This window comes from Massilia consociata, assembly GCF_042432755.1.
Taxonomy (GTDB): domain Bacteria; phylum Pseudomonadota; class Gammaproteobacteria; order Burkholderiales; family Burkholderiaceae_D; genus Telluria; species Telluria consociata.
Window position 1 is genome coordinate 1 of record NZ_JBHLWP010000044.1, and the last position, 18449, is coordinate 18449.

Sequence of the window (18449 nt, forward strand, 5' to 3'; positions counted from 1 at the left end):
TGGTACAAGCAGCGCTGGCAGATCGAACAGCTGTTTCGAACGCTCAAGCGACAGGGCCTTGGACTGGAATCGAGCCAGCTGGAAGAGTCTAGCGAACTGCTGAAGCTTACAAGCATCGCTACATTGACAGCCGTGCGCACGCTCCAACTAGTCAATGCACGCGACAACGACACTGGGCAACCAGCAAGCGATGCGTTTGACGACGATGAGATCGACGTGCTGAGCAAGCTGCAAGAAAAATTCCAGGGCAAGACCGCCAAACTGAAAAAACCATTTGCCTTGCGCAGCATGGCTTGGGTAGCGTGGATCATTGCCCGGCTGGGTGGCTGGAAGGGCAGCCCTAGCGAAACCAAGGCTGGCCCTATTACCATGCTGCACGGCCTCCAGCGGTTCAACGGAGTGATGCAGGGTTGGAGACTTGCAAAGATGTGGGGCTAGGTTAGGGCGCAGGCCGGGATCCAGTTTCGCCGCACCGCGTTAGCCTGACCGTCAGTGCGCATGCTCATGATCATGCCCATGCCCATGCCCGTGCCCGTGCCCGTGCCCCTCCAGCGCACATCCATGCTGCGTCGTCCCTTCCTCCACCTGCAAGGTGCAGTGGTGGATCGCAAAATCGCTGCGTAGCTTCGCCACCATCTCGTCCAGCACCCGGTCCCCCGGATACCCGCCCGGCATCACCACGTGCGCCGTCAGCGCATTTTCCGTCGTGCTCATCGCCCAGATGTGCAGGTCATGCACCTCCTTCACGCCGGGCTGGGCCGCCAGGTAAGCGTGCACCGCGCCGGCATCCACGCCGGGCGGCACCGCCGCCATCGACAGCTGCACCGACTCGCGCAGCAGCGACCAGGTGCCGACCACGATCACGAGCACGATCGCCAGGCTCACCGCCGGGTCGATCCAGGTCCATCCGGTTCCCATGATGACCAGGCCGGAAATCACCACGCCCAGCGACAGCGCCGCGTCGGCCGCCATGTGCAGGTAGGCGCCGCGCAGGTTCAGGTCGCCCTTGCTGCCGGCCATGAACAGCCAGGCCGAGAAACCGTTGATGACGACCCCGATCCCCGCAACGATCGAGACCGTCATGCCCTGGACCGGCGCCGGGTCGGTGAAGCGCTGCACCGCTTCCCAGGCGATGGCGCCGCAGGCCACCATCAGCAGCAGGCCGTTGGCCAGCGCTGCCAGGATCGAGGAGCCGCGCAGGCCGTAGGTATAGCGGCCGCGTGGCGTGCTTTTCGCGAGCACCGCGGCGCCCCAGGCCAGCACCAGGCCCAGCACGTCGGACAGGTTGTGGCCGGCGTCCGCCATCAGCGCGGTGGAGTGGGCGAGGAAGCCGTAGATGAACTCGATGGCGACGAACAGCGTGTTCAGGCCGATCGCAAGCGCGAAGGCGCGCCCGTGGCCGGCCGGGTCGGGCAGGTGGTGATGGTGGTGCCCGAGTCCGCCGTGGTGCGCGTGGCCGTGGTGATGCCCATGATCGTGGTCGTGATGATGTTGGCTCATGCGTCCATTCCGGTCGAAGGTTCGGCGATGTGCTCGAACATGTTGGCGAGCAGGCTGCTGATGTGGGCGTCGGCCGCCGAGTAGAACACCTGCTTGCCCTGGCGCTCGGCCTTGACGATGCGGGCGGCGCGCAGCAGGCGCAGGTGGTGGCTGACCAGGGAACTGGACAAATCGAGCGAGGCGGCGATGTCACCCACGGCCGTGGGCTGGGCCAGGCAGGCCAGCACGATGCGCAGGCGGGTGGCGTCGCCGAGCAGGTGGAACAGGTCGGCGAGCTGGTCGACCGCGCCGGGTTGGTATTCTGGATGAACTAACATATTCAACATGTGAAGATTTGTTCACATGTTAGGTCAAATCCTCGCGCCCGGCAAGGTCGGCGGGCGCCGGCCCGCTCAGGGCCGGGGAGCGGGCAGCTGTCCGTCGCTGTCGCGCAGCTCCGCCTGGCCCAGGCCCAGCGGCTGCAACTGCGGCAGGATGCGGCGCCGGTCGCCCACCGCTACCACTTTCAGCTGTTCCGGCTGCAGATACTTGCGCGCCACCGCCTGCACCTGCGGCGCTGTCACGGCGCGCAGCTGGTCGGGCAGGCGCCGGTAGTAATCCGGCGGCAGGCCATACAGGTAGATCTCGGCCAGGCTGGCGCCGATGTCGGCATTGGTCTCGAACTGGCCCGGCAGCGACAGCACCTGCGCGTCGCGCGCGGCCGCCAGCTCGGCGGCAGGCAGGGGCGCGTCGCGCATGGCGCCGACCTCCTTGAAGATTTCGCGCACCGAGGCGCCGGTTGCGTCACGCCGCACGCTGGCGGCGATGATGAAGGGGCCGGGCGTGCGGTCGAGGCGGAAGTACGAATGGATGCCGTAGGTGTAGCCCTTGGTTTCGCGCAGGTTGTCGTTGAGGCGGCTGGAGAACATTCCGCCGAGCGCGCCGTTCATGACCTGCAGCGCGGGGAAATCCGGCGTGTCGCGCGCGACCCCGATGCTCGTCACGCGCAAGGCGGTCTGGCCTGCGCCCGGCTGGTCCACCACGACCAGGCGCGCGCGGGTGCCGGCCGGGGCCCCCGAACGGTCCGGCGGCGCTTTTGCACGGGGCCAGGCGCCGAAGCGCGCTTCCACCAGTGCCTTCAGCTCGCCGCGCGAGATGTCGCCCGACACCACCAGCGCGGCATTTTCCGGCACGTAGTGGCGGCGCCAGAAGCCGACCAGGTCGTCGCGCGTCACGCTGCGGATCGCCGGCTCGGTGCCGAGCTGGCCGTAGCCCTTGGGGTGCTTGCTGCCGTACAGCGCGCCGGCCGCGGCCACCGCCGCCACGGTCTCGGCATCGTCGCGCTGCTGGATCAGCTCACCCACGCGGTCGGCGCGCTGGCGCTCGACTTCGGCGGTGGGAAAGGCCGGGCGCAGCACGATGTCGGCCATCACGTCGAGCGCCGGGGCGATGGTCGAGCGCAGCGACAGCAGCGACACCATCGAGGCATCGGCGCTGGTGCCGGTGTCGAGGAAGGCGCCGAGCTGCGCGATCTCGTCGGCGATCTGCGGCGCGCTGCGGGTGGCCGTGCCTTCTTCCAGCATCTGCGCCGTGAAGCCGGCCAGCCCCGGCAGGTTGTCCGGATTGGCGGCGCTGCCGCTGCGCACCACCAGCTGGGTCGAGACCAGCGGCAGCGCCGGGTTGTAGTGATGGATCACCGTGAGGCCATTGGCCAGCGTGAACGATTCGCCCTGGGGCAACGTGAAGCCCGGCGCCGGCCCGGCCTTGGGCGGGTGCGCGCGCCACGGCTCGGGCGGGTTGATGCCCGGGTCCGTGGCCGCGCCCGCGGTGCTGCCGGCCTTGGAGGCGGACGACACACGTGGCGCACGCGCCGCGCGTGGAAGCGGCGGATCGTTCAGCACCGGCTTGCCGGGCAGGCCGGTGACGACGGCGCGTGCCTGCTGGCGCAGGTAAGTGCGCACGGCGCGCTGCACGTCGGCGGGGGTCACGCGGCGCAGGCGTTCCAGGTCTTTCGCCAGGTAGCCGGGGTCGCCCGTGTACTGGTTGTAGTGGTTCAGCTGGTCCGCCAGCCCGTCGCCGCCGAGCTTTTCGATCGAGGACAGCAGCGCCGTCTCGAGGCTGTTGCGCGCGCGTTCCACCTCGCGCTCGGAGGGGCCGAGCTCGCGCAGCTGCGCCAGCTCGGCGTCGATCGCCGCCTCCAGCTCGCGCGCGCTGTGTCCGCTGCGCGCGGTGACGTCGATGACGAAGGTCGAGGTCAAGCCGTAGGAGTTCTGGCTGGCGTCGACTTCCTGGGCGATCTGGCGCTCGTACACCAGCGTCTTGTACAGCCGGCTCGACTTGCCGCCGCCGAGGATCTCGGCCGCCACCGCCAGCTCGGCGTCGCCGGCCTGGTAGGCGGGCGGCGTGAGCCAGCCCATGAACACGCGCGGCAGCTCCACCCGGTCGTGCACGACGACGCGGCGTTCGCGCGTGATCGGCGGCGTGGCGATTGCCGGACGCGCCACCGGCGGGCTGCGCCGGAAGCTGCCGAAGTAGCGCTCGACCAGGGCGCGCGCCTTGGCCTTGTCGATGTCGCCCGCGATGACGATGCTGGCATTGTTCGGGCCATAGTAGCGCGCGAAGAACTGGCGCACGTCTTCCAGCCGGGCGCTCTGGATGTCGGCGTGCGAGCCGATGATCGAGGCGTGATAGGGGTGGTCCTTCGGGAACAGCGCGTGCGCCAGGGCTTCCTCGACCACGCCGTAGGGTTCTTCCTCGACCGTCTGGCGGCGTTCGTTGCGCACCACGTCCTGCTGGTTGGCCAGCGCTTTCTGGTCGAGCACGTCGAGCAGGTAGCCCATGCGGTCGGCATGCACCCACAGCGCCAGCTCCAGCTGGTTCGACGGCACGGTGTCGTAGTAGCTGGTGCTGTCGTAGCCGGTGCCGCCGTTGCTGTCGGTGGCGCCGGCGCCCTCCAGCAGGCGGTCGGCCATGCCGCGCGGGATGTGGCGGGTTGCGGCGAACATCATGTGCTCGAACAGGTGCGCGAAGCCGGTCAGTCCCGGCGTCTCGTTGGCCGGGCCGACGTGGTACCAGATGTTGACCGCCACGATCGGCAGCCGCCGGTCTTCGACCAGGATCACCTGCAGTCCGTTGGCCAGCGTGGTTTTTTTGAAGGCGACGACGGGAACCGGCGGCGCTACCTGCGCTCCGGCGTCATCCGCGACCATGCACACCCATCCCAGCAAGGCCAGCAGGAGGATTTTCATACCGCACTCCGTCGGCGCCGCGCGCCATGAGGGTCGAGGAAATCATGCTAGTGACAAACCAATCAAATTCAGTGACAACTCAGTAAAAGCTCAGTGAAAGCTCAGTGACAACGACCGCGCCCGTGGTCCAGGCGCGCCCCCGCCGGCACGCGCCCGGGGTCGGCCGGCAGGAAGCGCCACTCGTAGGCGCCGTCCAGCAGGCGCAGCGCCAGCACGCCGTCGAAGCTGGCCTCGCGCACCTCGCTGTTGTCGAGGATGCGCAGGAAGGGCGTGGCATAGGCGCCGCCGGTGCCGACCACGAACTGGCGCACGCCGCGCGCGCGGTCCAGTTTACCAGTTGCGTCCTGCGGGGCGAAGCGTTCGTAGTCGTGGTCGTGTCCGGACAGGAGGATCTCGACGCCGGCCGCGTGCAGCAACGCAAAGGCGTCGCGCATCCAGCCCGATTGCCGGTGCCCGCCCGAGGTGAACGCCGGGTGGTGCCAGAAGGCGAGCGTGCAGCGGCTGGGTGCGCGCGCGAGTTCGGCGCGCAGCCAGTCGAGCTGGGCGGCGTGCGCCGCGCCCTTCAGGTTGCTGTCGAGCGAGATCACCTGCCAACTGCCCAGCCGCACGCTGTAGTAGCTCCGTCCTGCGCTCCCGGCCCGTTCGCCGAAGTAGGCGAAATAGGGCCGGGCACCCGGCGTGGCGTATTCGTGGTTGCCGGGCGTGGGCCAGGTGCGGTCGCGAAAGCGCCCCCAGGTCGGGCCATAGCAGTCGCGGAACTCGGCCGCCGTGCCCTTCGGGTAGGTGTGGTCGCCCAGTGTCAGCACCGCGGACTGCGGGTCGGCGCGCAGCAGGTTTTCCACCAGCGTGGCGGTGGCGGCGGCGCCGGACCAGCGCGGGTCCGGGTGCTTGCAGCGGGCGATGTCGCCGGCCGCATAGACGGTATAGGCCGCCGTGGGAGCGCCGGTATCGGCAGCCGCGAAGGTGGGGCCGGCGCAGGCGAGCAGCGCCAGGCCGCCGGCCAGGCTGTGGAGCAGGCTGCAGGTCGGCCCGCTGGCCGCTCTGTACTGGGCACGGCGCAAGGCGCGGGGCACGGAGGACGCCGGACGCCGCTGTTTATTCGATGAAGCGCAGCAGGCCGCGCAGCGCATGCGCCACGGTCTGCTCGCGCACCGCCTTGCGGTCGCCCTGGAACACCAGCCGCTCAGTCAGGGTGGTGCCGCCGCGCGACCAGCCGAAGCAGACCGTGCCGACCGGCTTGCCCGGCACGGCGCCGGTCGGGCCCGCGATGCCGGTGGTCGATACCGCGACATCGGCGGTGCTGTTGGACAGCGCCCCTTCGGCCATCTTGCCGGCGACTTCCTCGCTGACCGAGCCGAACTGCGCGATCAGCGCGGGCGGCACGTCCAGCAGCTCGGCCTTCGAGGCGTTGGAATACGTGACGAAGCCGCAGTCGAACCAGCCGGTGGAGCCGGCGATTTCGGTGATCGCCTGGGACACGCCGCCGCCGGTGCACGATTCGGCGGTGGCCAGCACCAGGCGCTTGGCCTCCAGCGCACGGCCAACTTGGGTAGCAAGGTCGAGAATATCGTTCGTCACGTGAGGCTCCTTTGAGTGCGGCCTGGGCCGATTGCGCCTGCCTGCTGCCTGCTGCCTGCTGCCTGCTGCGCCAGGCCGGCGTCGCTGGGAAGGTGGTGCACGCACGCGCGTGCACGGTTCATTCTAGCGCGCTCCGCCCCGCCGTGGCACGGCTCGCATGGTTAAAATGCTACCCGTGCCGCATGGCCTGCACGTGGGTGCGTCGGCGATCAGGCGACAGCGTGAAATCAAAATGGTTCCGTGCGACATGTGGCCCGGGGCTTACGTTATGCTGGAACAGTTGCCGGGACTCCCGGCCACACCCTAATCCGTTTTTTCGTAGGACTGAAATGCCGCTCGAACGACACGCGCGTGACCGGATGGCGCCGGCGCAACCGTGCGGCAGGGCCGTCATGGCGCGCTCCGCTTCCCAGCCGATGGGCCGGCATTCCCGTGCGGTCGGCCCATGTTCGCCCGGCGGGCCGGCGCCGGAGGCCGCATGATCGGACCGCGTTCGATCCGCAAGAAGCTGGTGGCAATCGTGATGGCGACCACGCTCGCCGCACTGCTGGTGTCGATCGCCATCATCATCGGCTACGACCTGCGCAGCTACCACCGCACCCTCGTCAACGACCTCGCCACCCAGGCCGAGCTGGTCGGCCACATGAGCTCGGCCGCGCTGACCTTCGACGACCCGCGCCTGGCCAACGAGAACCTGGCGCTGCTGCGCACCCGCCCGCAAGTGCGCGCCGCCGCGATCTACGACGCCGGGGGCGCCCTGTTCGCGTCCTACCTGGCCCAGGGCGAGACCCGCGCCGTGCCTGCCGAGCTGACCGGGGCGCCGCGCAGCGATGACGACGATTTGGTCCTGCACCAGCGCATCGTCGAGGATGGCGATGCGATCGGCACGGTCTACCTGCGCGCCGAGAACCAGCTGCTGGCACGCACGCTCGACTACCTGAGCATCGCCGTCGGCGTGACCCTGCTGGCGATGGGCGTGGCGTATCTCCTGATCCGGCGCATGGGGCGCATCGTGACGGCGCCGATCGTCGCCATCACCGAGATCGCGCGCGACGTCGTCGCCACCCGCGACTATTCGCGCCGCGCGCCGCGCATCAGCGACGACGAGGCGGGGGAGCTGGTCGATTCCTTCAATGCGATGCTGCTTGAAATCGAGGGGCGCACGCGCGAGCTGGAAACATCGAGCAGCGAGATCGCGCGCGAGGTCGCCGAGCGTTCGCGCGCCCAGCAGGAGATCATGCGCCTGAACGAACAGCTCGAGCAGCGCGTGGACGAGCGCACCCTGCAGCTGGCGCTGGCCAACGCGGAACTGGCCAACGCCATCGAGGAAGCACGCAGCGCCAACCAGGCCAAGTCGGCCTTCCTGTCCTCGATGAGCCACGAGCTGCGCACGCCGCTCAATGCGATCCTGGGCTTTGCCCAGATCCTGACATCAAGCACGCTGCCTTCGACGCCCGAGCAGAAGAAGGAATTCGCCAACCACATCTTGAAAAGCGGCCGCCACCTGCTCACCCTGATCAACGAGATCCTCGACCTGGCCAAGGTGGAGTCGGGCACGGTGACGCTGGCGATGGAGCCGGTGCCGCTGGCCGACACCCTGCTCGAGTGCCGCACGATGGTCGAGCCGATCGCGGCGGGCCGCGGGGTACGCGTGCTGTTCCCCGAGACGCCGGGGGCCGTGGTGCTGGCCGACCGCACGCGCCTGAAGCAGGTGCTGCTCAACCTGCTGTCCAACGCCGTCAAGTACAACCGCGAGTCCGGCGTCGTGGTCCTGTCCTGCGAGCAGGTGGCGCCGAACAGGCTGCGGCTGTCGGTGCAGGACACCGGCGCCGGCCTCGACGCCGCGCAGGTGGCGAGCCTGTTCCAGCCCTTCAACCGGCTCGGCCAGGAAGGCGGCCAGCAGGAGGGCACCGGCATCGGCCTGGTGGTCACCAAGCGCCTGGTGGAGCTGATGGGCGGCGAGATCGGCGTGAGCAGCAGCCCCGGCGTGGGCAGCGTGTTCTGGATCGAGCTGGCCAGCACGGCGCCGCTGGCGCCGTCCGCCCCCGAACCGGCCGGCGCGGGACGTGCGGAGGTGCCGGCCGTGCCGGTCGAAGGGGGGGCACAGCTGACCCCGCACCTGCTGCTGTATGTCGAGGACAATCCGGCCAACCTGCGCCTGGTGGAAGAGATCGTGCGCTTCCGCCCCGACCTGCGGCTGATCTCCGCGGCGGACGGGCACACCGGCCTGGCGCTGGCGCGCAAACGGCTGCCCGACATCATCCTGATGGACCTGAACCTGCCCGGCATGAGCGGCATGGAAGTGCTCGGGCAGCTGCGCGCCGACGCGGCCACCGCATCCATTCCCGTGATCGCCCTGACCGCCAACGCCATGCCGCGCGACATCGAACGCGGCCGGGCGGCGGGCTTCATGCATTATCTGACCAAACCGATCGACATCGACAAGTTCACCGAAGCGATCAACAGTACGCTGGCGCTGCTTCACCCCGTGGAAGCGGAAGCGGAACCAGCCGGAAGGAAGGCCGAATGATTTCACCGTTGGATATCCGCCGCGCGCGCATCCTCGTCGTCGACGACGAACCCGTCAACGTCCAGCTGCTCGAGTACCTCCTGAAGACGACGGGATATGAGAACGTCTCGAGCACGAACGACCCGCGCCAGGTGGTATCGCTGCACCTGAAGCACCGCTTCGACCTGATCATCCTCGACCTGCACATGCCCGGCATGGACGGCTTCGACGTGATGGAGGCCCTGAAGCCGCTCGAGAGCGATTCGTGGCTGCCGGTGCTGGTGGTGACGGCCGAGCCGGACAAGAAGCTGGCCGCGCTGGAGGCCGGCGCGCGCGACTTCATCGGCAAGCCCTTCGACACGGTCGAGGTCATGACGCGCATCCGCAACCTGCTGGAAGTGCGGCTGCTGCACCGCGAGTCGCAGGACTACGGCGTGCAGCTCGAGCGCGAGGTGCGCGAACGCACCGCCGAGCTGGCGCGCTTTCGCGGCGCGATGGACGCCACGCCGGACGCGATCTTCCTGATCGACACCGCCAGCATGGCCATGGTGGACGTGTCCGACGGCGCCTGCCGCATGCTCGGCTTCTCGCGCGAGGCGCTGTTGCGCATCGACCCGGTGGCGCTGGGCCTGGGCACGCGCGAACTGCTGGAACGGCACCTCGCGGCCGACGCGCCGGCTGCGCGGCAGGGGGAAGAGGAAAAAGTGGAATTCGGCGCGCTGCCGGGCGACATCGTCGAGACCGAACTGCTGCGCGCGGGCGGGCAGGGCGCGGTGCCGGTGGAGATCAGCTGGAAGCTGCAGGACCTGGGCAAGAGCCGCATGCTGATCGCGGTGGCGCGCGACATCAGCGAGCGCCTGCACGCGCAGGAGCGCATGCGCCACATGGCCAGCTACGATGCGCTCACCGGCCTGCCGAACCGCACCCTGTTCTTCCAGAACCTGCGAGACGCGATCGAGCTGGCGCGCGACAAGAACTGGCGCGTGGCGGTGCTGTGCATCACGCTCGACCGCTTCAAGATCATCAACGATTCGCTCGGCACCGTGCTCGGCGACGAGCTGCTGCGCCAGTTCAGCACGCGCCTGGTGCGCGTGGTGCGCCTGCGCGAATCGGCCGGCCGGCTGGGGGGCGACGAGTTCGCGCTGACGCTGACCATGACGCGCGACCAACAGGAGGCGGTGAACGTGGCCAACGAGGTGCGCGAGGCCCTGCGCGCACCGTTCGACCTGCACGGCCAGCAGGCGGCGCTGACGGCCAGCATCGGCATCGCGATGTACCCGGAGGATGCGACCGAGCCCGGCACGCTGGTCAAGTATGCCGACACGGCGATGGTGCGCGCCAAGGAAGCGGGCCGCGACGGCTACCGCTTCTTCACCGCCGGGATGAACGTGCAGGTGCTGGCGCGCCTGGACCTGGAGCTGGCGCTGCGCGGCGCGCTCGAAGGCGGGCAGTTCGTGCTGTACTACCAGCCCAAGCTGGAACTGAACACCGGCCGCATCTCGGGCGTGGAGGCGCTGCTGCGCTGGAACCGCCCTGGCTACGGGCTGGTCTACCCGGCCGAGTTCGTGCCGGTGATGGAAGAGACCGGCCTGGTGGTGCGGATCGGCGAGTGGATCGTGGACGAGGCCTGCCGCCAGATCGCGGCCTGGAACGCCGAAGGCGTGCGCGACGTGCGGGTGGCGGTGAACGTGTCGAGCCGCCAGTTCGTCGAGGGCGACCTGGAAGGCGTGATCCGCGCCGCGCTCGAGCGCCACCAGGTGGAGCCTGGGCTGCTGGAGCTGGAGCTGACCGAAAGCGCGCTGATGTCGAATGCGGAGCACACCATCGCCGTGCTGGGCCGGCTGAAGGAGCTGGGCATCCGCATTGCCATCGACGACTTCGGCACCGGTTACTCGAGCCTGGCCTACCTGAAGCGCTTCCCGATCGACAAGCTCAAGATCGATATCGCCTTCGTGCGCGACATCGTGACCACGCCGGACGATGCGGCGATCGCGCTGGCCATCATCAGCATGGCGCACAGCCTGCACATGCAGGTGATCGCCGAGGGCGTGGAGACGCGCGCGCAGATGGCCTACCTGCGGCGCCACCGTTGCGACGAGATCCAGGGGTTCCATTTCTCGCGCGCGTTGCCGAGCGACCAGCTGGCGCGCCTGGTGCAGGACAACCGCGCGCAGCCGGACAAGCCGCAGGAGCAGGACGACAAGGTGCAGACCCTGCTCATCGTGGACGACGACGTGAACGTGCTCACGGCGCTGCACCGCCTGTTCCGGCGCGACAACTACCGCGTGCTGACGGCCTCTTCGCCGGCCGAAGGTTTCGAGTTGCTGGCGCTGTACCGGGTGCAGGTGATCCTGTGCGACCAGCGCATGCCGGTAATGAGCGGCACCGAATTCCTCAGCAAGGTCAAGGAGATGTATCCGGAGACGATCCGCATCATCCTGTCCGGCTACACGGGCGTGGAGTCGGTGCTCGACTCGATCAACCGCGGGGCGATCTACCGCTTTTATACGAAACCGTGGCACGACCTGCAGCTGAGGGAGAACATCCGGCTGGCGTTCCGGCATTACTGGCTGACGTACGGGCCGTACGACGACCGCAAGACGCCGCGGGACGACGACGGAAAATCAGGCGTTGCCTGAACGCGCGGTCGGCTTGTCCAAGCGCGCGTTCAACCGAAATGGTCCCACCCGCTCAGTTTCAGGTCCAGCGGCGCACCCTGCGCATCCACCATCCGCAAGCCCGGTTCCGCCTCGATCCGTCCGACGCGCGTCACCGCCGTCCCGCTGATCCGCCCGGCTTCCAGCACCGCTTCCCGATTGGCTACCGGCGCCGTGAAGCACAACTCGTAATCGTCCCCGCCCGCCGCCGTGAACCGGCGCCGCAGTTGCAGTTCCTGCCGCGCCAGCACCGGACCGGCCGGCAGCGCGTCCACGTCGAGCGTCGCGCCGACCCGCGAGGCCGCCAGGATGTGCCCCAGGTCGCCCACCAGTCCGTCCGAAATGTCCAAAGCGGCATGCGCCACCGGCTGCGCCGCCAGCGCCAGGCCGAGGGCCACTCGCGGCGTGGGCATGTGCATCCGCTGCGCCGCCTGGGTATGTTCGTGCGCCGCGAGCGCGACTTCCTTCCAGTAACCGGCCAGGGCCAGGCGCGCATCGCCCAGCGTTCCGGAAATCCAGATGTCGTCCCCGGCCCGCGCCGCATCGCGCCTCAGCGCATGTCCGGGCGTCAGTTCGCCGAACACCGTAATGCAGATGTTCAACGGGCCCTTGGTCGTATCGCCGCCGACCAGCTCGCAGCCGTGCGCGTCGGCCAGCGCGAACAGCCCGCGCGAGAAGCCCTCGAGCCAGGCCGGATCGGCAGCGGGCAGCGCCAGCGCCAGCGTGAAGCCGACTGGGCGTGCGCCCATCGCGGCCAGGTCGGACAAATTCACCGCCAGGCTTTTATGGCCCAGCATGAACGGATCGGCGCCGGCGAAGAAATGCCGGTCCTCGACCAGCATGTCCGACGAGATCGCGAGCTGGCGGCCAGGGGCCGGGGTGAGCAGGGCGCAGTCGTCGCCGATGCCGAGGTCGGCGCGGCCGCGGCGGTCGCGCTGGAAGAACTGCTTGATGAGGTCGAATTCGGAAAGCATCCGGGAATTATAGGGGAGGGCGCCCTCCGGCCGAATTGATGCTGCGATAACGTTCCTGGCATCGCTTGCAACAGCCGGGACGTCAATCTATTAGCTCGACAAATAAATAAACTTGAAATATCTGCAAAACTTATGGATCCTGAGACTGCTTGTTGAAAATACGTAGCCTTTGTCAACTGTTCGTCTGATAAAATTGGAGGTTCCCCTCTAGTTTCAGGAAGGCTGCCCGGCATGGACTCGTCATCGGACAAGAAAGAAGAATTGCGTCAACAACTGCGTGCTGCAGCGCTCGAATATCACCAGATTCCCCGCCCCGGCAAGATCAGCGTCACCCCGACCAAGGGACTGCTGAACCAGCGCGACCTGGCGCTGGCGTATTCGCCGGGCGTTGCCGCGCCTTGCGAGGAAATCGTCAAGGACCCGGCCAATTCGTACAAGTACACCGCGCGCGGCAACCTGGTCGCCGTGATCTCGAACGGCACCGCCGTCCTCGGCCTGGGCAACATCGGCCCGCTGGCCTCGAAGCCGGTCATGGAAGGCAAGGGCGTGCTGTTCAAGAAATTCGCCGCGATCGACGTGTTCGACATCGAGATCAACGAGACCGATCCGGACAAGCTGGTCGACATCATCGCCTCGCTCGAGCCGACCTTTGGCGGCATCAACCTCGAGGACATCAAGGCGCCCGAGTGCTTCTATATCGAGCGCAAGCTGCGCGAGCGCATGAAGATCCCGGTCTTCCACGATGACCAGCACGGCACCGCGATCATCGTCGGCGCCGCCATCCTCAACGGCCTGAAGGTCGTGGGCAAGGATATTAAACACTGCAAGCTGGTGGTGTCCGGCGCCGGCGCGGCCGCGCTGGCCTGCCTCGACCTGATCGTCGACCTCGGCTTCCCGATCGAGAACATCTACGTGACCGACCTGGCCGGCGTGGTCTACAAGGGCCGTACCGAGCTGATGGACCCGGACAAGGAACGCTTCGCCCAGGATACCGAGCACCGTTCCCTTGGCGACGTGATCCCCGATGCCGACATCTTCCTCGGCCTGTCCGCCGGCGGCGTGCTGAAGCAGGACATGGTCGCGAAGATGGCGCCGAACCCGCTGATCCTGGCGCTGGCCAACCCGAATCCGGAGATCCTGCCGGAAGACGCCAAGGCCGTGCGCAGCGACGCCATTATCGCCACCGGCCGTTCGGATTACCCGAACCAGGTCAACAACGTGCTGTGCTTCCCCTACATGTTCCGCGGCGCGCTGGACTGCGGCGCGACGACCATCACGCGCGAGATGGAAATCGCGGTGGTGCACGCGATCGCCGACCTGGCGCACGCCGAGCAGTCGGACATCGTGGCTTCGGCCTACGGTATCGCCAACCTGTCGTTCGGCCCGGAATACCTGATCCCGATGCCGTTCGACCCGCGCCTGCTGACCCACATCGCGCCGGCGGTGGCCAAGGCGGCGCAGGACGGCGGCGTGGCGACGCGTCCGATCGAAGACCTGGCGGCGTATGCCGAAAGCCTGCAGCAGTTCGTATACCGCAGCGGCACCTTCATGAAGCCGCTGTTCTCGGTGGCCAAGGCGGCGCAGGCGGAAGTCAAGCGCATCGTCTACGCCGAAGGCGAGGACGAGCGCGTGCTGCGCGCGGTGCAGGTTGTGGTCGACGAGAAGCTGGCGCGCCCGATCCTGGTCGGCCGCCCGGACGTGCTGGAAAAACGCATCGAGAAGTTCGGCCTGCGCCTGAAGCAGGGCGAGCATTTCGACGTGATCAACCCCGACTTCGACGAGCGCTACCGCGACTACTGGCAGACCTACCACCAGATGGTGATGCGCAAGGGCGTGACCGCGGACATGGCCAAGCTGGCGATGCGCCGCCGCCATACCCTGATCGGCGCCATGATGGTGCACAAGGGCGACGCCGACGGCCTGATCTGCGGCACCTACGGCACCACCTGGACCCACCTGGAGTTCGTCGACAAGGTGCTGGGCAAGCGCCCCGGCAGCAACGTGTACGCGGCGATGAACATCATCATCACGCCCGAACGCCAGCTGGCGATGCTCGACACCCACGTCAACGACAACCCGGACGCCGAGGAAATCGCCGAGATGACGATCATGGCGGCCGAGGAGCTCGAGCGCTTCGGCATCACCCCGCGCGTGGCCCTGCTGTCGCATTCGAACTTCGGTTCGTCCAACAGCGAGTCGGCGAAGAAGATGCGCGAGGCGCTGGCGCTGGTGCAGCAGAAGGCGCCGAACCTGGAGATCGACGGCGAGATGCACGGCGACGCGGCGCTCGATTCGAAGATGCGCGCCAAGATCATGCCGCAGTCGACGCTCAAGGGTGACGCCAACATGCTGGTGATGCCGAACATCGAGTCGGCGAACATCGCTTACAACCTGCTCAAGACGGCGGCCGGCAACGGCATCGCGGTCGGTCCGATCCTGCTCGGCTGCTCCCGCCCGGTGCACATCCTGACTCCGTCGGCGACCGTGCGCCGCATCGTCAACATGACCGCGCTGTGCGTGGTGGACGCCGTTTCGCAGCGTTGATGCGTACGGTGCACGGCGGTGCGGGGCTTTCTCGCACCGCTGCAAGCCATAATGTCTAGCACATGTCCGGATGCGGTTTTTGCGCTGCATCCGGGACAAGTGTCATCATTCGTCGCCAATTGTCTTCGCACAAATACAACGGTAACAAACCGTAAGCGGGCGACGTACCCCAGCCGTTTCAGGGCATAATGCACAGATAACTGTTGCTTTTCTTGCACCTATTTCTATTGTGCAAAGGTGCCGGTGCTCCTCTCTGTTACAATCCGGCCTGTCTTTCTTGCGGCCGCGAGACCATCTTCAAGAATCCAAGAACATGCAAACATCAAAAAGAGCCTTGATCACTGGCATTACCGGCCAGGACGGTGCCTATCTGGCGCAGATTCTCCTGGAAAAAGGTTACCACGTGACCGGCACTTACCGACGCTCCAGCTCGGTCAATTTCTGGCGCATTGAAGAACTCGGCATCGAGAAACACCCGAACCTGTCGCTGGTCGAATACGACCTGACCGACCTGTCCTCGAGCATCCGCCTGGTCGAGAACGCACGCCCGGACGAGGTGTACAACCTCGCTGCCCAGAGTTTCGTCGGCGTTTCGTTCGAGCAGCCGGTCGCCACCGCCTCGATCACCGGCCTGGGCGCCGTCAACCTGCTCGAAGCGATCCGCATCGTCAACCCGAAGGCCCGTTTCTACCAGGCGTCAACCTCCGAAATGTTCGGCAAGGTGCAGGCCATCCCGCAGGTCGAGGACACGCCGTTCTATCCGCGCAGCCCGTACGGCGTCGCCAAGCTCTATGCCCACTGGATGACCGTCAATTATCGCGAGTCCTACGGCATCTTCGGCTCGTCGGGCATCCTGTTCAACCACGAGTCGCCGCTGCGCGGCCGTGAATTCGTCACCCGCAAGATCACCGACTCGGTCGCCAAGATCGTCCTGAACAAGCTCGACGTCCTCGAACTGGGCAACCTCGACGCCAAGCGCGACTGGGGTTACGCCAAGGAGTACGTCGAAGGCATGTGGCGCATCCTGCAGGCCGACGAGCCGGACACTTTCGTGCTGGCGACCAACCGCACCGAGACCGTGCGCGACTTCGTCACCATGGCCTTCAAGGGCGCCAACATCGACATCGAGTTCAAGGGCGAGGGCGAGGGCGAGACCGGCCACTGCGCCCGTACCGGCAAGGAGCTGGTGCGCGTGTCGCCCAAGTTCTACCGTCCGGCCGAAGTCGACCTGCTCATCGGCGACCCAAGCAAGGCCCGGCGCGTGCTCGGCTGGGAGCCGAAGACCACGCTCGAGGAGCTGTGCCAGATGATGGTCGACGCCGACCTGCGTCGCAACGAAATCGGATTCTCGTTCTGACATGGAGCGCATGGCCACGGATGACATCCCGGCGTTCATCGGCGGGAGGGAAGGCGAGGGACGCCGCGCGCTCATCACGGGCCTGCGCGGTTTCACCGGCTACTACATGGCGCAGGAGCTGACGGCCGCCGGCTATCGCGTCTACGGCACCGTCATGCCGGGCGAGGAGCTCGGTCCCGACATCGTCGCGCTCGACCTGTGCGACCGCGAGGCGGTGGCGCGCATGGTCGACGAGGTGCAGCCCGACGTCGTCGCGCACCTGGCCGGCATCGCCTTCGTGGCCCACACGAACGCAGAACTGATCTACCGCGTCAACGTCGTCGGCACGCGCAACCTGCTGGAAGCGCTGGCCAATGGCAAGCACCGCCCGACCAGCGTGCTGCTGGCCTCCTCGGCCAACATCTACGGCAACGCCAGCGTTGCCGTCATCGACGAGAACGTCGTGCCGGCGCCGGCCAACGATTACGCCGTCAGCAAGCTGGCCATGGAATACATGGCGCGCCTGTGGATGGACAAGCTGCCCATCACCATCGCCCGCCCGTTCAACTACACCGGCGTGGGGCAGGCCGAGAACTTCCTGCTGCCGAAGATCGTCTCGCACTTCCGCCGCAACGAAAAACGCATCGAGCTGGGCAACCTGGCCATCGCGCGCGACTTCTCCGACGTGCGCATGGTGGCGCGCGCCTACCGCCGCCTGCTGGCCGTGGCGCCGGCCGGCGAAGCCTTCAACGTCTGCTCCGGCAGCTCGCATTCGCTGGCCAACCTGATCGACATGATGAGCGAGATCGCCGGCTACCACATCGACGTGCACGTCAACCCGGCGTTTGTGCGCGCCAACGACGTGCTCACCCTGTCGGGCAGCAACAGCAAGCTGACCGCCGTCATCGGCCAGCTCGACCCGACGCCGCTGTCCGAGACGCTGCGCTGGATGTACCTGGCGTGAGCGCAGGCGGTCTCACCGTCGGTCTCGGGACGACCATGATCGAACCGGGCCTGACCGGCGGCCGCCTCGACGGCATTGGGGTGTACACCGGCGCGCTCCTGCGCCACCTGCCGCGTGCCGGCTGCACCGTGCGCCCGTATTCCTGGCCGCGCATGCGCGCTTTCGGCAAAGGCAACGGCGGCGCGGCGGGCATCAGCATCGGCCAGCCGCTGCCGCAATCCTTCGAGGCAGCTTCGCTGGTCGACCTGGCCACGCCCGGCGCGCATCGCGTCCATATGCCGGCCGACCTGTTCCACGCCACCGATTACCGCATCGTGCGCATGGACTGCCCGGTCGTGGCGACCCTGCACGATGCGCTGCCCATCAAGTATCCCCAGTGGTGCAGCCCGCGCCTGCGCAGGGCCAAGAACTGGTTGCAGCGCAAGGCGATCGCCAAGGCCGACCATGTGATCGCGGTGTCGCATTTCGCCATCGACGAACTGGTCGAATGCTTCGGCGTCGACCGGCGCCGCATTTCGGTGGTGCCCAACGGCGTGGACGACGAATGGCTGGAGGTGCCGGACATGGCGGCGGTGGCGGCCACCCTGGCCAGGCACGGACTCGCGCCAGGTTACTTCCTCTCCGTGGGCACCCTGCAGCCGCGCAAGAACCTCGAGCGGCTGCTCGACGCCTGGCTGGCGCTGCCCAAGGCCATGCGCGACGAGCGCGCGCTGGTCGTGGTCGGCGCGCGCGGCTGGCGCTGCGAGGAACTGGTCGCCCGGCTGCAACGCGCGCGCGCGGACGGCGAGAACGTGGCCTGGCTCGACCGGCTCACCGATCCGCAGGACCTGCGCCACCTGTACCTTGGCGCCGGCGTATTCGTGTTCCCGTCGCTGTACGAAGGTTTCGGGATCCCGGTGGTGGAAGCGTTTGCCTCGCGCGTGCCGGTGGTGGCGTCGAACGCCAGTTCCCTGCCCGAGGTGACGCAAGGGGCGGCGCTCGAGGTCGACCCGCTCGACGCCGGCCTGCTTGCCGAAGCCATGCGCACCTTGGCCAGCGACAGCGCCGAGCGCGCGCGCTGCATCGCCGCGGGGCGCCGGCGCGCCGAACAACTGACCTGGCACTCCAGCGCACGGCAGACCGCCGATGTGTACCGCGCCGTACTTTCGCAGTAAGCTTTC

Annotated in this window: 13 protein-coding genes; 7 read left to right on the top strand and 6 right to left on the bottom strand. The window is 67.6% G+C overall.

The window, feature by feature from the left end:
• Window positions 1-438 (top strand): transposase (locus tag ACFFJK_RS22455; RefSeq protein WP_379681880.1); only part of this gene is annotated, 438 nt, incomplete at its 5' end.
• Window positions 439-489: 51 nt separating this feature from the next.
• On the opposite strand, the gene ACFFJK_RS22460 is transcribed toward ACFFJK_RS22455, so the two are convergent.
• The 5 genes from ACFFJK_RS22460 to ACFFJK_RS22480 form a co-directional block, all read right to left on the bottom strand.
• Window positions 490-1500: a cation diffusion facilitator family transporter gene (locus ACFFJK_RS22460; protein ID WP_379681881.1), complete on the bottom strand. Its 1011-nt coding sequence runs from the start codon at window positions 1498-1500 to the stop codon at window positions 490-492.
• Window positions 1497-1817: an ArsR/SmtB family transcription factor gene (locus ACFFJK_RS22465; RefSeq protein ID WP_379681882.1), complete on the bottom strand. Its 321-nt coding sequence runs from the start codon at window positions 1815-1817 to the stop codon at window positions 1497-1499. Before ACFFJK_RS22465 ends, ACFFJK_RS22460 begins: the two co-directional genes overlap by 4 nt.
• Before the next feature lie 75 nt (window positions 1818-1892).
• A complete protein-coding gene (locus tag ACFFJK_RS22470; protein ID WP_379681883.1) occupies window positions 1893-4727 on the bottom strand; it encodes a M16 family metallopeptidase in 2835 nt (944 codons plus the stop codon).
• A 101-nt stretch (window positions 4728-4828) separates the two neighbouring features.
• Window positions 4829-5800, bottom strand: a complete 972-nt coding sequence (locus ACFFJK_RS22475; protein WP_379681884.1) for a metallophosphoesterase family protein — start codon at window positions 5798-5800, stop codon at window positions 4829-4831.
• A gap of 22 nt (window positions 5801-5822) precedes the next feature.
• Window positions 5823-6305, bottom strand: coding sequence for a CinA family protein (locus tag ACFFJK_RS22480; protein WP_379681885.1), 483 nt, complete (start codon window positions 6303-6305; stop codon window positions 5823-5825).
• A 478-nt stretch (window positions 6306-6783) separates the two neighbouring features.
• Here ACFFJK_RS22480 and ACFFJK_RS22485 point away from each other — a divergent pair, with 478 nt between their 5' ends.
• Together ACFFJK_RS22485 and ACFFJK_RS22490 are read left to right on the top strand one after the other, a co-directional pair.
• Window positions 6784-8835, top strand: coding sequence for a sensor histidine kinase, YfiR-like protein-associated (locus ACFFJK_RS22485; RefSeq protein WP_379681886.1), 2052 nt, complete (start codon window positions 6784-6786; stop codon window positions 8833-8835).
• Window positions 8832-11453, top strand: coding sequence for an EAL domain-containing protein (locus ACFFJK_RS22490; protein WP_379681887.1), 2622 nt, complete (start codon window positions 8832-8834; stop codon window positions 11451-11453). The genes ACFFJK_RS22485 and ACFFJK_RS22490 overlap by 4 nt, the downstream gene beginning before the upstream one ends.
• A 29-nt stretch (window positions 11454-11482) precedes the next feature.
• On the opposite strand, the gene thiL is transcribed toward ACFFJK_RS22490, so the two are convergent.
• Window positions 11483-12445: a thiamine-phosphate kinase gene (gene thiL, locus ACFFJK_RS22495; RefSeq protein ID WP_379681888.1), complete on the bottom strand. Its 963-nt coding sequence runs from the start codon at window positions 12443-12445 to the stop codon at window positions 11483-11485.
• Between the two features lie 231 nt (window positions 12446-12676).
• On the opposite strand from thiL, the gene ACFFJK_RS22500 reads away from it, so the two are divergent.
• The 4 genes from ACFFJK_RS22500 to ACFFJK_RS22515 all read left to right on the top strand — a co-directional run bounded on the left by ACFFJK_RS22500 (window position 12677) and on the right by ACFFJK_RS22515 (window position 18443).
• Entirely contained in the window at window positions 12677-14989 is a 2313-nt protein-coding gene (locus ACFFJK_RS22500; protein ID WP_379681889.1) for an NADP-dependent malic enzyme, read from the top strand.
• Between the two features lie 313 nt (window positions 14990-15302).
• Complete coding sequence (gene gmd / locus ACFFJK_RS22505; RefSeq protein ID WP_379681890.1) at window positions 15303-16346, top strand: GDP-mannose 4,6-dehydratase; 1044 nt, start codon at window positions 15303-15305, stop codon at window positions 16344-16346.
• A 10-nt stretch (window positions 16347-16356) separates the two neighbouring features.
• Window positions 16357-17289, top strand: coding sequence for a GDP-mannose 4,6-dehydratase (locus ACFFJK_RS22510; RefSeq protein WP_379681891.1), 933 nt, complete (start codon window positions 16357-16359; stop codon window positions 17287-17289).
• On the top strand, window positions 17286-18443 hold the full coding sequence (locus tag ACFFJK_RS22515) for a glycosyltransferase family 4 protein (RefSeq protein ID WP_379681892.1): 1158 nt from the start codon (window positions 17286-17288) through the stop codon (window positions 18441-18443). Before ACFFJK_RS22510 ends, ACFFJK_RS22515 begins: the two co-directional genes overlap by 4 nt.
• Window positions 18444-18449 lie beyond the last annotated feature (6 nt).

Coding starts and splice junctions, on each gene's coding strand:
- ACFFJK_RS22465 (WP_379681882.1), bottom strand. CDS start 1,817: ATGTTAGTTCATCCAGAATACCAACCCGGCGCGGTCGACCAGCTCGCC.
- ACFFJK_RS22470 (WP_379681883.1), bottom strand. CDS start 4,727: ATGAAAATCCTCCTGCTGGCCTTGCTGGGATGGGTGTGCATGGTCGCG.
- thiL (WP_379681888.1), bottom strand. CDS start 12,445: ATGCTTTCCGAATTCGACCTCATCAAGCAGTTCTTCCAGCGCGACCGC.
- ACFFJK_RS22490 (WP_379681887.1), top strand. CDS start 8,832: ATGATTTCACCGTTGGATATCCGCCGCGCGCGCATCCTCGTCGTCGAC.
- ACFFJK_RS22460 (WP_379681881.1), bottom strand. CDS start 1,500: ATGAGCCAACATCATCACGACCACGATCATGGGCATCACCACGGCCAC.
- ACFFJK_RS22510 (WP_379681891.1), top strand. CDS start 16,357: ATGGCCACGGATGACATCCCGGCGTTCATCGGCGGGAGGGAAGGCGAG.
- ACFFJK_RS22485 (WP_379681886.1), top strand. CDS start 6,784: ATGATCGGACCGCGTTCGATCCGCAAGAAGCTGGTGGCAATCGTGATG.
- ACFFJK_RS22500 (WP_379681889.1), top strand. CDS start 12,677: ATGGACTCGTCATCGGACAAGAAAGAAGAATTGCGTCAACAACTGCGT.
- gmd (WP_379681890.1), top strand. CDS start 15,303: ATGCAAACATCAAAAAGAGCCTTGATCACTGGCATTACCGGCCAGGAC.